Origin of the sequence: Amphritea sp. 1_MG-2023, assembly GCF_030547545.1 — a bacterium.
Classification (GTDB): Bacteria; Pseudomonadota; Gammaproteobacteria; order Pseudomonadales; family Balneatricaceae; genus Amphritea.
Window position 1 is genome coordinate 69,620 of sequence record NZ_JAUOQE010000008.1, and the last position, 13,699, is coordinate 83,318.

Sequence of the window (13,699 nt, forward strand, 5' to 3'; positions counted from 1 at the left end):
CGTGTTGCCTTATTACATTTGATCCGGCGCGGTAACGCCGAGGAGGTCTAGGCCATTGGCTAAGACATGACGTATCGCTACTGCCAATGTGAGTCGAGCGTTACGCAGATCAGTATCGTCGACGAGAGTCTTCTCTGAGTTGTAATAGGTGTGGAAATCGCTGGCCAGCTCATATAGATAGGTAGCGATTAGGTGAGGCTCACGCACATCCGCGGCACGTTTAACGACTTCAGGATAGCGCCCCAGTTTAATGGTTAGACGTTTCTCTGATTCCAATTCCAGTCGCTCTAATACCTGTAAACCGGTCGCTTCATCCCATTGCTGTTTATTCTCGGCTAACTTGCGGAAAATGGAGCAAACGCGGGCGTGCGCGTACTGAATATAGTAGACCGGGTTATCGGCAGACTCAGAGCGAGCGAGATCGATATCAAAGTTCAGATGGCTGTCAGATTTGCGGGCCGCCAAGAAGAATCGCGTGGCATCACGGCCCACTTCTTCAATTAGATCGCGTAGGGTTAAATAACTCCCAGCCCGTTTAGATATTTTAACTTCTTCTCCGCCGCGCATGACAGTGGCCATTTGATGCAGGACATAGTCAGGCCAGCCTTTCGGAATGCCCGCGTTGAGGGCTTGTAAACCTGCGCGAACGCGAGTGATGGTGCTGTGATGATCCGCGCCTTGCTCATTAATAACCTTATCGAAGCCGCGTTGCCATTTGTTCATATGGTAAGCAACATCGGGCACAAAGTAGGTATAGCCGCCATCTGTTTTTCGCATCACGCGATCTTTGTCATCACCAAAATCGGTGGTACGTAACCACAGTGCGCCGCCGTCTTCATAGGTAAAGCCGTTATTGATCAGGGTTTGTACGGTGGCTTCGACTTTGCCTTCATTGTATAGCGAGGATTCTAAGAAATAGACATCGAAATCAACGCCAAAGGCTTTCAGGTCGAGATCTTGCTCGTGACGCAGATAGGCCACGGCAAAGTGGCGAATGCCTTCAAGATCATCTGCATCTTGGGTGCCGGTGAAGCTTTGATCGGCGGATTCAACGGTATCGCCGCGCATAAAGCTGTTAGCCAGATCGGTAATGTAATCACCACGATAGCCATTCTCTGGCCAGCTAGGGTCTTCCGGTGTGAGTCCTTTGCAGCGCGCTTGAACAGATAGAGCTAGATTATTGATCTGTTGACCGGCATCGTTGTAATAAAATTCGCGAGTGACATCCCAGCCGGTCGCTTCCATTAATCGACTGAGACAATCGCCGACCGCCGCCCCGCGACCGTGACCGATATGTAAGGGGCCTGTCGGATTAGCGGAGACAAATTCAATTTGTACTTTTTTACCGGCGCCGTCGTTATTACGCCCGTAGCGGTTGTTGGCTTGCAGAATGGTTTTAATCAGGTTACCGGTTGAGGCATCGCTGACAAAGAAATTGATAAACCCAGGGCCGGCAATCTCTGTTTTCTCAACATTATCGGAAGCGGGTAGGGCTGCACATATCTTTTGTGATAATTCGCGCGGATTGCTTCTGGCGGCTTTAGCCAGCGTCAGGGCAATATTTGAGGCGAAATCTCCGTGAGACTTGTCGCGGGTGTTTTCCACCATGATGGAAGGCTGAGTATCGGCCGGTAGGGTGCCATTTTCAATCAGCGAGGTCAGGGCAGTACTAATCAGATCCGCAATGTGTTGTTTCATGCTCAAAAGATACCGGGTTGAATGCTGGAGTCAGATGCAAAGGCGCAGGTTTAAAGGCCGTGCTAAAAAACGATTCAGGGATTATATAGCCCGAACTGCGCAGTTGTCCGTAAAAAAGACCGCACATTATCCCTTTTCGACCGCCTTTTGTTAACCCCTGCTGGGTTTATTTGTGGCTAAAACATATCCACAGGGTCAACATCGATTGACCAGCGAACTTTACGCGCTTCAGTGTCGCTCTCTACTTGATGGATAATACTGTTGAGTTGTTGGTGGAGGGCTTTGCGATCATGGCTTTGTAATACCAGTTGCGCACGATATTGACCGGCGCGTTTTTCCATCGGAGAGGGAAGTGGGCCGAGCCACTGAATTCCTTGAGGTTGAAGGATGTCATTGGCCATTAGTTGACGCAATTTGCCGAGAAAGCGTTCGGCTTGACCTGGATGATTGGCCTCTGCTCTGAACATCGCACAATAGATCGACGGTGGTAAGTGGGCTGCGATACGTTGACTGAGTTCCTGTTCGGCAAAGGCTTGATAGCCTTCGGTAACTAAGCTGGTGATGGTGGGATGATCGGCATGGTGAGTCTGCATAACGACTTTGCCGGGGTGATCGGCTCGGCCTGCCCGCCCCGCTACCTGTAAAATCAGCTGAGCGGTGCGCTCCATGCCTCTAAAATCAGCACTAAATAGGCCGCTATCCGCATTAAGAATCGCGACCAAGGTAACTTTGGGAAAGTGATGCCCCTTCGCGAGCATTTGCGTACCAATGAGAATGCAGGGGTGGCCTTGATGAACCCGATCCATGATGTGTTGCATTGCGTTTTTGCGTTGCGTGGTGTCACGATCCACGCGAATAACGGGCACATCGGGAAACAGAGCCTGTAATCGTTCTTCGGTGCGCTCGGTACCTGCGCCGACGGGTTTAAGATCGCTGCTGCCGCAATGATCACACACATTAGGTACGGGACGCTGACTATCACAATGGTGGCAGTGTAGATGCAATGGTTTACGGTGCAGCGTCATGTGTGCATCGCAGCGACGGCAATCGGCTAGCCAGCCGCAATCATGACACATCAGTGTCGGTGCAAAACCACGCCGGTTGAGAAATATCAGCACCTGAGTGCCCTGCTGTAGATGGCCTTTGATCTGTTGAATCAACGGTTCGGATAAGCCGTCCTGTAGCGGCAGTTGACGCATATCCAAGAGTTCAAATTGTGGTGGTAGCGCATCGCCGGCACGTTGATTGAGTTTTAACCATTGATAGCGTCCCTGTTGAGCATTGTAGAGGCTTTCGATGGCCGGTGTTGCGGTACCCAGTACGACTGGAATCTGTTCTAAATTACCACGCATGACGGCGAGATCACGGGCGTTATAGCGAAATCCGTCCTGTTGTTTAAACGAGGTATCGTGTTCTTCATCAATAAAAATAACACCCGGATGACGCAGCGGCGTAAACATAGCCGAACGGGTACCGATGATGATGCGAGCGATACCTTCTTTTGCTTGTAGCCAAGCATCGAGGCGTTGATTGTCGGTTAAATTGGAGTGTAAAACCACCACCGGTAGATTAAAGCGTGCCTTGAAGCGGCTGACGGTTTGTGGTGTCAGCCCTATCTCGGGTACCAAAATCAGCGCCTGCTTACCCTGACGAATATAGTGTTCAATCGCCTGAAGATACACCTCGGTTTTGCCTGAGCCAGTCACACCTTGTAAGAGGAACGTTTGAAAGCCTTGTGTTGTGGTGATCTGTTGCACGGCATGGCGTTGCTCGGCGTTCAGAGTGAGGGGCGCTTCATGCAGCGGCTGATCATTATGCTCGGTATGATTGGGGGTGTGAATAAAGGATTCTGCTAAACCTTTGTCGAGCAGTTTCTTTAACAGCGCGGTTTGGCCACCTTCGGCGCGAATGGCGCCTTCGCTGATACCGTTAGGATGTTCCAGCAGTAATAATAATAGCTCCCGTTGACGCGCCGCGGTTTTACCGAGCTGAGCGATATCGGCATCTGGCATCGCTCGCCAGAGATGTTGATGAGTATATTCACAGGGCGCGCCTTTACGCAGTAGTACCGGTAGCGCTTGACTTAAGGCGTCACCTAGCGGGTGTTGATAATAGTTAGCGGCCCAGCGCGCGAGTTTGAGCACCGTGGCCGGTAACGGTGGGGTGGTATCGATGACGGCAATCGCGGCTTTGAGTTTGTTTAACGGCACCTCGGTGGTATCTACGACCTCCATGAGTACACCCGTCACCTCACGGCGGCCAAATGGAACCTTGATACGCACCCCAGGTTGCAAGATTGCTGTTTCACAGCCCTGCGGTGGCAGATAATCGAATAGCCGACGCAAGGGGGAGGGTATGGCAAGTCGCAGGTAAGGCATAAATAAAGGAGGCTCGCATCAAAGTTAGATGGCACAGTGTATTGCTTTTTGTTTTCGCTGTTAACTAGTGCGTTTGCTATCTTTGAGTAAACGCTTGCTGGGGCATAAAACTGTGCGTATAATGCCCGCCCTTAATCCTATAAGGCTTTGCTTAATCGGCGCAGCCTGCATGCGGTGCCTGGCAATAGATCAGGTGGCGGCATACAAAACAACTGAGGTTCCAATGAAAAAAGATATCCATCCAGAATACGTAGAGATCAGTGCAACCTGTTCTTGTGGTAACGTTGTTAAAACACGTTCGACTGTTGCTAAAGATATTAATCTCGATGTTTGCAGTCAGTGCCACCCGTTCTATACCGGTAAGCAGAAAGATGCGACTACCGGTGGTCGTGTTGATCGCTTCAACAAGCGTTTCGGCGGCCGTGGCCTTAAAAAGTAATACCGACTTTGTAACTAAAAAGGCATCCTTTGGGATGCCTTTTTTGTTTCTGATCAATTTAGGCTGATTTTTACTAAACGTTAAAATAACTGGTTATATTACCTTTTTTAACGCGTTTTTTCTTGTATTTGTTCTATTCAATGGCGCTAAAGTAGTACTAAATGCACTGAATATCGATAATTTTTCAGGGATATGAGCTATTTAGCCGGTTGAGGGGCGGGAATCTTTTCTATATGATCCCAAGTCCGAATTTCTATAACTAAGTTGGAACCGCGACCATGTCTGAAGATATGAAACAAGCTGCACTCGATTATCACGAGTTCCCTCACCCAGGTAAGATCAGTGTTGAACTGACAACCCCTGCTGAGTCTGCTCGTGATTTGGCCTTGGCTTATAGCCCCGGTGTTGCTGAGCCTGTGCGCGCTATTGCAGAAAACCCTGATAATGCCTACCGCTATACGGCTAAAGGTAATCTGGTAGCTGTTATTACGAATGGTTCTGCCATTTTGGGTCTTGGTGATCTTGGGCCGCTGGCATCCAAGCCGGTTATGGAAGGAAAGTCGCTACTCTTTAAACGCTTTGCCGGAATTGATTCTGTTGATATCGAAGTTGATTCTGAGAGCCCTCAAGCCTTAATCGACACGGTTGCACGTATTGCCGATACTTTTGGCGGTATTAACCTTGAAGATATCAAAGCACCTGAGTGTTTTGAGGTTGAGCGCGCTTTGATCGAGCGTTGTAATATTCCGGTTTTCCATGATGATCAGCACGGTACTGCGATCGTTACGGCAGCGGGTATGATTAACGCACTAGAAATCGCTGGTAAGACACTGGAAGACGCTAAAATTGTCTGTCTGGGTGCAGGCGCCGCAGCCAATGCTTGTATGACGTTACTCGTTAATATGGGGGCTAAGGTTGAAAATATCTATATGATCGATCGCACCGGTGTGATTCACTCCGGTCGTGAAAACCTGACTCCGCAGAAAGCGGCGTTCGCGTCTGAGACTGATAAGCGTACGTTGGATGATGCGATTGACGGTGCGGATGTTTTTGTTGGTCTGTCCGGTCCTAATCTGCTGAGTGCAGAGCAGTTAGCTAAGATGGCACCAACACCGGTCGTGTTTGCCTGTGCTAACCCTGACCCAGAAATTACGCCAGAATTGGCTCACTCTGTACGTGATGATGTGATTATGGCGACCGGTCGTTCTGACTACCCTAATCAGGTTAATAACGTATTAGGTTTTCCATTCATCTTCCGTGGTGCGCTGGATGTACGTGCATCGGCTATCAACGAAGAGATGAAAGCGGCCGCCGTTCTTGCTTTGGCTGGGCTGACTAAAGAGCCAGTTCCTCAGGATGTGCTGGATGCATATGAACTGGATGCTCTGGAGTTTGGTCCTCAGTACATTATTCCTAAGCCAACCGATGCGCGCCTGCTGGGCGTTGTCTCTGAAGCGGTGGCGCAAGCGGCGATCGATTCGGGTGTTGCGCGTCTGCCATTGCCCGCTCATTATCCACTGACCACGGTTGATGCGTTACTTAAGCGTTAAGCGATGGTGGTAATAAAAAAACCGGCGAATGCCGGTTTTTTTGTGTCCTCATATTACCTATTTAGCTGCTTAGAAGATGTCTTCCGTTCGGGTTGTACCGATGTTGTTGGGCTGTAGAGGGTTTCTGGCGGTTTCGGTCGGCACACTCTTTTCTGGGAAAATTTCGAAGATGGCGTTCTCTTGCCCAGGGTAAGCGAGTAAGCCTGTCTCTGGATCGATGCGGATACTCACGAGTCCATCAGGCTGTGTGACTGGCTGGTCTGGCGAGTTTGCTAAGGCGGTCTCCATGAAGTCTATCCAGATGGGCAGAGCTGCAGTGCCGCCAAATTCGCGACGACCTAAGGTTGTCGGTTGATCGAAGCCAACCCATGCGGTGGCGACAATGTCTTGGTTGAAGCCGGAGAACCAAGCATCTTTTTGATCGTTGGTGGTTCCTGTTTTACCGGCTAAATCCGACCGTTTAAGTACCTGAGCGCGTCGGCCGGTGCCTCGGGTGATGACATCTTGCATGATGCTATAGATCATGTAGGCAGCATGTGGCGGCATGATGCGCTCGGCAATGGGTAGGTTAGTGACTTGTTGGCCTGCTAGTTGTGTGGGCGCGGCGTCTGCTCGCGTTGTTAATGGCGTTGTTGATTCGCTCATCGTGACAACGTTAGCGGCGACTGCTGCGGCTGAGGTATCGCTATTTTCGTCTGCTTGAGAGGCGATGAGAGTGAAATCGGCGGGCGCTGCTGAGGGGTTTGGAAAATAAACGCAGTCAGTACAGACGGTGGCAGGCTGTGCTTGATAGAGTATCTTGCCGTCACTGTCTTCAATGCGCTCAATAAAGTACGGCGTTACCTTAAAGCCTTGATTGGCGAGGCCTGCGTAGCCGGTCACTAGCTCGAGAGGAGTGATATCTGCACTGCCGAGGGAGAGTGATAGGTTGTTCGGAAGGCGGTCTTTGTCGAAGCCAAAGCGGCTGAGAAATTCGGTCGCTGTATCGATGCCAATTGATCTTAGGATACGAATAGAGACTAGATTTCTTGATTTATAGAGCGCTTCTCTCAAGCGGGTTGGGCCATAAAACTTTTTGCTGTAGTTTTGTGGCCTCCAGTTAGACTCAAGATTGTTATCATGGAACACCACGGGGGCATCGTTAATCAATGTCGCGGGGGTATAGCCTTGTTCAAGCGCGGAGGCGTAGATAAAGGGTTTAAGGTTTGATCCCGGTTGACGTTTGGCCTGAGTTGCTCGGTTGAATTTATTATGGTTGAAATTAAAGCCACCAACCAGCGCGCGTAATGCGCCGTTTTTAGGTGATAGCGCGGTGAAGGCGCCTTCAACTCGAGGGATTTGCGTGAGGAACCAGTGATCTTGGCTGTCAGGACGGACTCTAATTAGGTCGCCGGAGGAGAGAATATCGCTGGCAAGTGTTGGTTGACGGCCAAGTCGGTTAGGGCCTTTGTATTCACGCGCCCATTGCATGCTGTCCCATGTGAGAGTTGTTAAGCCGTGATCTTTAATAAATATCTGTGCTTGCTGCTGATCGGTATTGATAACGATAGCGGGTTGTAGTGAGCCGAAGGTGCGCTGTTTGTTTAATGTTGCGAGAATGTTTGCTTCACTTAAGTCGGTTACGGCGGCGGTTTTTTCTGCACCAAAATAACCATGTCTTTCGGTATAGGCTAATAAACCGTTTTCCATCGCTTGATTGGCTGCCGCTTGCATCTTGCTATTCAGCGTCGTATAGACTCGAAGTCCATTGGTGTATAAGCCTTCGTCGAAATATTGATATAGCTCATTGCGAACCATTTCTGCAACAAAAGGGGCATATAGTTCAATCTGTGTGCCATGATACTCTGCCGTTACGGGTTCGTTTTTAGCTGTATTGTAGTCTTCATCGTTAATAAAGCTGAGGCTATGCATGCGCTTCAGAATCCAATTGCGGCGTTCCGTTGCGCGTTCGGGATTAGTGATTGGGTTGTATGCTGAAGGCGCTTTGGGCAGCCCTGCAATCATGGCTATTTGAGCTAAACTAAGTTCATCGATGTTTTTGCCGTAATAAATATTAGCTGCCGCTTGGATGCCGTAGGAGCGATGGCCGAGGTAAATTTTGTTGATGTAGAGTTCGAAGATTTCCTCTTTGGTTAGCTCTTGTTCTATCTGTAAAGAAAGTAGTATCTCGTTGAATTTACGGACAAAAGAGCGTTCTCGAGTAAGGAAATAGTTTTTTGCTACTTGCATCGTGATGGTGCTACCGCCACTTTGAATTCGACCGGTGCTGGCTAACTGGAAAACAGCACGAAATAGGCCTTTAATATCAATACCGATGTGGTTAAAAAAATTTCGGTCTTCGGCGGCAAGTAGGGCGTTAATATAGTCTTGAGGAATTTGACTAAAGCTGATGGGTGAGCGACGCTTTTCACCAAACTCTGAAATTAATTTGTTGTCGTCAGAGTAAACTCGCAACGGTGTTTGTAACTGAACATCGCGTAGTGTTTCGACATCGGGAAGTTTTGGTGCGTAATAATAATAGGCAGCGGCTAAGGCAAGGCAGCCGATAAAAACACCTAATGTTGTTAATTTTAAGCCGATCTTAACTAGCGATATCAATAGTTTCATGTATAAGTTATATAAAGTTAATTTTTTTGTTGCCGAGTTATTATATCTGTAAGAAAGTATCATCCACTAGTGAAACAGTGGTTTAATTTTTAATGAAACCGCGCTAGAGTCAATGTAGGTCGGTTTTTGCGGGATTTTTTAAGGATAATTTACTGTGCTTAGCTTTCTTAGCAAACAGGAAAAAGGATGGGTCGGCATCGATATCGGCTCCTCTTCGATAAAAATGGTGGCACTCTCCAGACGAGGTAAGGGATTACGTCTCGACTCTTATGCGATTGTACCTTTACCGTCATCCGCTGTTATTGATAGCAGCATTCAGGATACTGCGCAGGTCGCTGAAGCCGTTGAAAAGGGGCTGAAAATCTGTGGTGGTGGGCTAACAACCTGCGTTGCCGCGGTGCCTTCTTCGGCCGTTATTACCAAAACGATTCAACTCAATAGTGCCTTCACTGATTTTGAGTTGGAAGAGCAGGTTAAGCTCGAAGCAGATCGTTTTATACCCTACCCGCTGAATGAAATTGCCCTAGATTTTGAAGTGCTAGGCCCAGTGGAGGGGAGTCCTGAGCTCAATGATATTTTATTAGTTGCCTGTCGCCGTGATGATGTCGAGATGCGCGAAGACGCTCTCAATAGCAGTGGTTTAAAGTGCGAAGTGGTTGATGTCGATCGCTTTGCTTCCGAGCGAGTCGTGTCGCTGCTGGAAAAAGGCGATGAGCGAGAAGATAGATTGGTGGGTTTGGTTGATATCGGCGCATCCACACTCACGCTGAATGTATTCAAAGACGGTAACATTGTGTATGACCGAGAACAGGCGTTTGGCGGCAATGATTTGAGTAACTTGATTCATCAGCAGTCGGGTTTAGAGGCTGGCGAAGTTGAACACCTGCTACGCAATGATGAGCTGTCTGATGAGTTAAAGCAAAATGTTGTTTTGCCATTTCGTAGTACCGTATCGCAACAAGTGTCTCGCTCGCTTCAGTTTTTCTATTCATCAGGCCCTCATAATGAGTTGAGTAAACTTTATATTTTAGGGGGTGTGGCGGCGATTGAAGGCTTGGCTGCGCAGATGCAAGCTGAAGTTGGAGTTGAAGTTGAGGTTGCTAATCCATTTGCAGGAATGGATTTAGCTTCGAAAATAAATGCAGGTCGGCTGAGTCAGGATGCTCCTACACTGGTGAAAGCATGTGGCCTTGCGTTACGAAGTTTTGAAGGGTAGCGACTATGGCAAGGATTAACTTAAGGGCCTGGCGCGAAGAATTGGCTGCCGAAAGGCAAAAGCAGTTTGTTGTGAACTTGGTCGCTGCTGCATTTTTTGCTGCTGTTGTGGTGTTTTTGATCGGTTTTTATATCGATATGCAAACCGATCGACAAAAAACACGGAATAATTTCCTACAGCAAGAAATTAGTCAGTTGGATAAGCAATTGGCCGATATTAAAAAACTAAAATTGCAGCGCGCACGACTCATTGATCGATTAAATGCAATTCAAGAGCTTCAAGGTACACGGCCTTTGATTGTGAGAAGTTTCGATGAGATGGTGAGGGTTTTACCTGACGGAGTGCATTATCTGACGCTTAAGCGTACTGGCGACGCTATCAGTTTGGCGGGTTTGGCCGAGAAAAGTGATGACGTTTCCAATCTCATGCGACGTATTTATGCCAGTATCTGGTTTGGTGAGCCGAATCTTTCCACGGTTGCTAATGATGGTCAGATGAAAAAATTCAACCTGAGTGTTCCCGTATTGAAGCCCTCGTTGGAAGAGGTAAACTGATTATGTCGATGGATGCGCTGAAAAATAGTTTTAAAGGGTTTGATGCGGATAACCTTGATTTTAATATGGCCGGCAGTTGGCCGGTGGGTGTTAAAGCAATCACCTACTTGTTGGTATTCTCTTTGGTCGTCGGAGCCGGTGTCTACTTTTACATTACCGATAAAGAGAAGAATTTAGAGCGGGAAGTGCGTCAGGAAGCGGGGCTTAAACAGCAGGTTTCGATTAAAACAATGCAGGTGGCGAGTCTTGATCAGCTTCGTGAGCAGATGGCTGATGTGCAGGGACGTTTTTCTGAACTCTTAAAACAATTGCCAACCGAAAAAGAAGTGCCAGGGCTGCTAGAAGATATCACTGAGATTGGTCGTTCGAGTGGTTTAGATATTCAGTCTATTTCACTGGCGGGTGAGAAGCGCAATGAAATTTTCATCGAACTGCCGATTAATATCAAGGTAAGTGGTACATACCATCAAATGGGGCAGTTCGTTAGTGGTGTTGCCGCAATCCCACGGATCGTGACACTCCATGATTACAGTATAAATCCTGCTGGAGGTCAGCTGGATATGACAATTAGTGCAAAGACTTATCGCTATGATGATACCAAGTAAAGTTTTGCGTTTTCTGATTCTAGTGCCGATCTTTCTCGGTGGCTGTGTCTGGATTGAAGATGTCAGTGATCTGCGTAGCTTTGTTGCGCAAGAGAAACAGAAAAAAGTTGCCAAAGTGGAGCCGTTGCCTGAATTTAAGCCCTATCATAGCTTTGTCTATGAAGGGGCGAGTATGCGCAGCCCATTCAAGCCATTAATTTCAATCATTACAATCGATACAGAAGAGGGTGCTACCGCTGGGGCTGATAGCGGTATTAAGCCGGATATCGATCGTGAACGAACTTACCTTGAGACGTTCTCACTGGATAACCTTTCCATGGTTGGCAGTATCAATATGAGTGCAAATGGTTCCCGCTGGGCGCTAATCAAGGATAAGAAGGGAGAAGTGCACCGCATATCTGTCGGTGATTATATGGGACTGGATTACGGCAAAGTTGTTGCTGTTAACAGTGATAATGTTGAGCTCATTGAGATTGTTACAAATGGGCGGGGCGGTTGGATGAGACGCCCCCGTAGCGTGGTGATGGACTGATGACGATGATGGTGAATACTGTGAATAAAAATATTCAGGCGGGTAAACTGACGTACTCCGCTCTCGCTAAGATGGCGGGAATGGTCATCGGGTTGTGGATGCTGACTATCAATGCGATGGCCGCAGATGCAAAATTAATGGAATCCTCCTTTGTTTCATTGCCGGATAATAAGCTTGAGATACGTTTTGACTTTGATATGCCGCCCGCGTTGCCCAAATCTTATATGACGAATAGCCCCGCTCGAATAGTGCTCGATATGTGGGGGGTGGAAAATGCTCAAGATACGCGCATGTTGAGCGTTGAAAATGGTAATGTCGATAAGGTTAACTTCGCTCAGGTAGCGGGTCGCTTGAGAGTGGTTGTGGATCTGTTCGAAGCCTCTGCTTTTGAGAGTCGCACTGATGGTAATAGTCTGTTTTTGACCGTTGGTGATCGTGAGATGTTAAAACAGCAGACCACGCAGGTTAGTCAAGCGGTGACATCGGATTCTAGGGCTCAGCCAGTACAATCTGATAAAACCCGCGTGCGAGGTGTTGATTTCGAGCGTACCGCTGACGGTGCGGGCCGAGTAGTTGTATCATTGACGGATGATCGAGCGGGTGTCGATGTTATAGAAGAGGGTAATAATGTTGTCGTAAACTTGCTGGGCGTGGATCTGTCTGCCGGCATGCAGAACCGTATCGATGTACAAGACTTTGCAACCCCTGTTATGTTTATCGACTCAATGGCGTCGGGTGAAAATGTTTCTATTTTAATTAAACCGTCAGCTGAGCCTTATGATTACATGGTTTATCAGACCAATAATCAGTTGGTAGTCGATCTGAAACCCATTACTCAGGCAGAACAGGATCGTATCGAAGAAGAGCGCTTCCCGTATAATGGCGAACGTATTGATCTGGATTTCCAGAATGTAGAAGTGCGCTCGGTGCTACAGATTCTCGCAGAAGTGGCTGAAATGAACTTGGTGGTCAGCGATAATGTCGGCGGTAATATTACCCTGCGTTTGAAAAATGTACCTTGGGATCAGGCGTTGGATCTTATTTTGAATACCAACAAGCTCGATAAGCGTGAAATGGGTAATGTATTGCTCATTGGTACCGCTGAAGAGATTTCTGAGCGTGAACGTATCGAGTTGGAAAGCAGTAAGCAGGTGGAAGAATTAGCACCATTACGAACTGAGTTTATTCAGGTGGACTTTCGTAAAGCATCCGATATGGTGTCGCGTCTGAATGAGGCGAAACTGATCTCAGAAAGAGGTCTTATTCTGGCGGATGATGAAACTAACGTGTTGATGGTGCGGGAAACCGCCAGTCGTATGGAAGAGATTCGTTCAACCTTGCGTCGCTTTGATACTGAAGTGGCACAGGTGTTGATTGAAGCACGTTTGGTGACAGCCAATACGACCGTATCAAAAGATCTAGGGGTGAGTTGGGGGCTTGGCTACGGGGATACCGATTCTTCGGGTAATGCGATCTCAATCGGTAGCAGTATTTCAGATGTATCTACACCAGGTACTATTCCGAGTGGCTTAATGGTCGATCTGGGGGCTAACGCGACCTCGCCAGCGTCCGTAGCGATTGGACTGGCATCGAACAGTGCGCTGTTGCAGCTGGAACTATCTGCCCTAGAGTCCGATGGGCGTATTGAGGTAGTGTCTCAACCTAAGGTTGTAACCACCAATGGTAAGGTGGCTTTGATTGAATCGGGTAGTGAAATCCCCTATGTTACAACCGATGATGATGGCGACACGGATACCGAGTTTAAAGATGTCGTGCTATCACTGGAGGTGACGCCTCGGATTAACCCGGGTGATCGTATCGCCATGGACTTAGTGATTAAGAAAGATTCCGTCGGTGAAACATTGTCCAATGGTGAAATTAGTATCATTAAAAACCTATTAGAAACCTCAGTTGTCGTACCTGATGGTCAAACCATTGTGTTAGGAGGAGTATTTGAGAATGAAACATCGAATACGGTGAATAAAACCCCATTGCTGGGCGATCTTCCCGTGCTTGGTGCGCTGTTTCGAAATAAGTCGACGTCAAATTCAAAAACAGAGTTGCTGATTTTTATCACGCCTAAGCTGATAAAAGAGTCTCTGTCAGCTCAATAAGGTTGT

10 protein-coding genes are annotated in these 13,699 nt (G+C 48.0%); 7 read left to right on the forward strand and 3 right to left on the reverse strand.

Translation table 11 applies throughout. The annotated features are described in order from the left end of the window. Positions 1–12: 12 nt before the first annotated feature. Both argS and Q4488_RS06490 read right to left on the reverse strand, forming a co-directional pair. Complete coding sequence (argS, locus tag Q4488_RS06485; protein ID WP_303579658.1) at positions 13–1,698, reverse strand: arginine--tRNA ligase; 1,686 nt, start codon at positions 1,696–1,698, stop codon at positions 13–15. A gap of 176 nt (positions 1,699–1,874) precedes the next feature. After that, the gene (locus tag Q4488_RS06490; protein ID WP_303579659.1) at positions 1,875–4,076 is read right to left on the reverse strand and encodes a primosomal protein N'; all 2,202 of its coding nucleotides are present in this window, start codon (positions 4,074–4,076) and stop codon (positions 1,875–1,877) included. 223 nt (positions 4,077–4,299) lie between these two features. On the opposite strand from Q4488_RS06490, the gene rpmE reads away from it, so the two are divergent. Together rpmE and Q4488_RS06500 are read left to right on the forward strand one after the other, a co-directional pair. Beyond that, positions 4,300–4,515, forward strand: a complete 216-nt coding sequence (rpmE, locus tag Q4488_RS06495; protein WP_303579660.1) for a 50S ribosomal protein L31 — start codon at positions 4,300–4,302, stop codon at positions 4,513–4,515. A 278-nt stretch (positions 4,516–4,793) separates the two neighbouring features. Further along, the gene (locus tag Q4488_RS06500; RefSeq protein WP_303579661.1) at positions 4,794–6,065 is read left to right on the forward strand and encodes a malic enzyme-like NAD(P)-binding protein; all 1,272 of its coding nucleotides are present in this window, start codon (positions 4,794–4,796) and stop codon (positions 6,063–6,065) included. Positions 6,066–6,134: 69 nt separating this feature from the next. On the opposite strand, the gene Q4488_RS06505 is transcribed toward Q4488_RS06500, so the two are convergent. Beyond that, the gene (locus tag Q4488_RS06505; protein ID WP_303579662.1) at positions 6,135–8,672 is read right to left on the reverse strand and encodes a penicillin-binding protein 1A; all 2,538 of its coding nucleotides are present in this window, start codon (positions 8,670–8,672) and stop codon (positions 6,135–6,137) included. 154 nt (positions 8,673–8,826) lie between these two features. Here Q4488_RS06505 and pilM point away from each other — a divergent pair, with 154 nt between their 5' ends. The 5 genes from pilM to pilQ are packed head-to-tail and all read left to right on the forward strand — an operon-like array spanning position 8,827 to position 13,693. Then, a complete protein-coding gene (gene pilM / locus Q4488_RS06510; protein ID WP_303579663.1) occupies positions 8,827–9,888 on the forward strand; it encodes a type IV pilus assembly protein PilM in 1,062 nt (353 codons plus the stop codon). Positions 9,889–9,893: 5 nt separating this feature from the next. Beyond that, complete coding sequence (locus Q4488_RS06515) at positions 9,894–10,442, forward strand: PilN domain-containing protein (RefSeq protein ID WP_303579664.1); 549 nt, start codon at positions 9,894–9,896, stop codon at positions 10,440–10,442. A 2-nt stretch (positions 10,443–10,444) separates the two neighbouring features. Beyond that, on the forward strand, positions 10,445–11,047 hold the full coding sequence (locus Q4488_RS06520; protein ID WP_303579665.1) for a type 4a pilus biogenesis protein PilO: 603 nt from the start codon (positions 10,445–10,447) through the stop codon (positions 11,045–11,047). Next, positions 11,031–11,579, forward strand: coding sequence for a pilus assembly protein PilP (locus Q4488_RS06525; protein WP_303579666.1), 549 nt, complete (start codon positions 11,031–11,033; stop codon positions 11,577–11,579). Before Q4488_RS06520 ends, Q4488_RS06525 begins: the two co-directional genes overlap by 17 nt. Before the next feature lie 20 nt (positions 11,580–11,599). Continuing rightward, on the forward strand, positions 11,600–13,693 hold the full coding sequence (pilQ, locus tag Q4488_RS06530; protein ID WP_303579667.1) for a type IV pilus secretin PilQ: 2,094 nt from the start codon (positions 11,600–11,602) through the stop codon (positions 13,691–13,693). Positions 13,694–13,699: the final 6 nt, after the last annotated feature.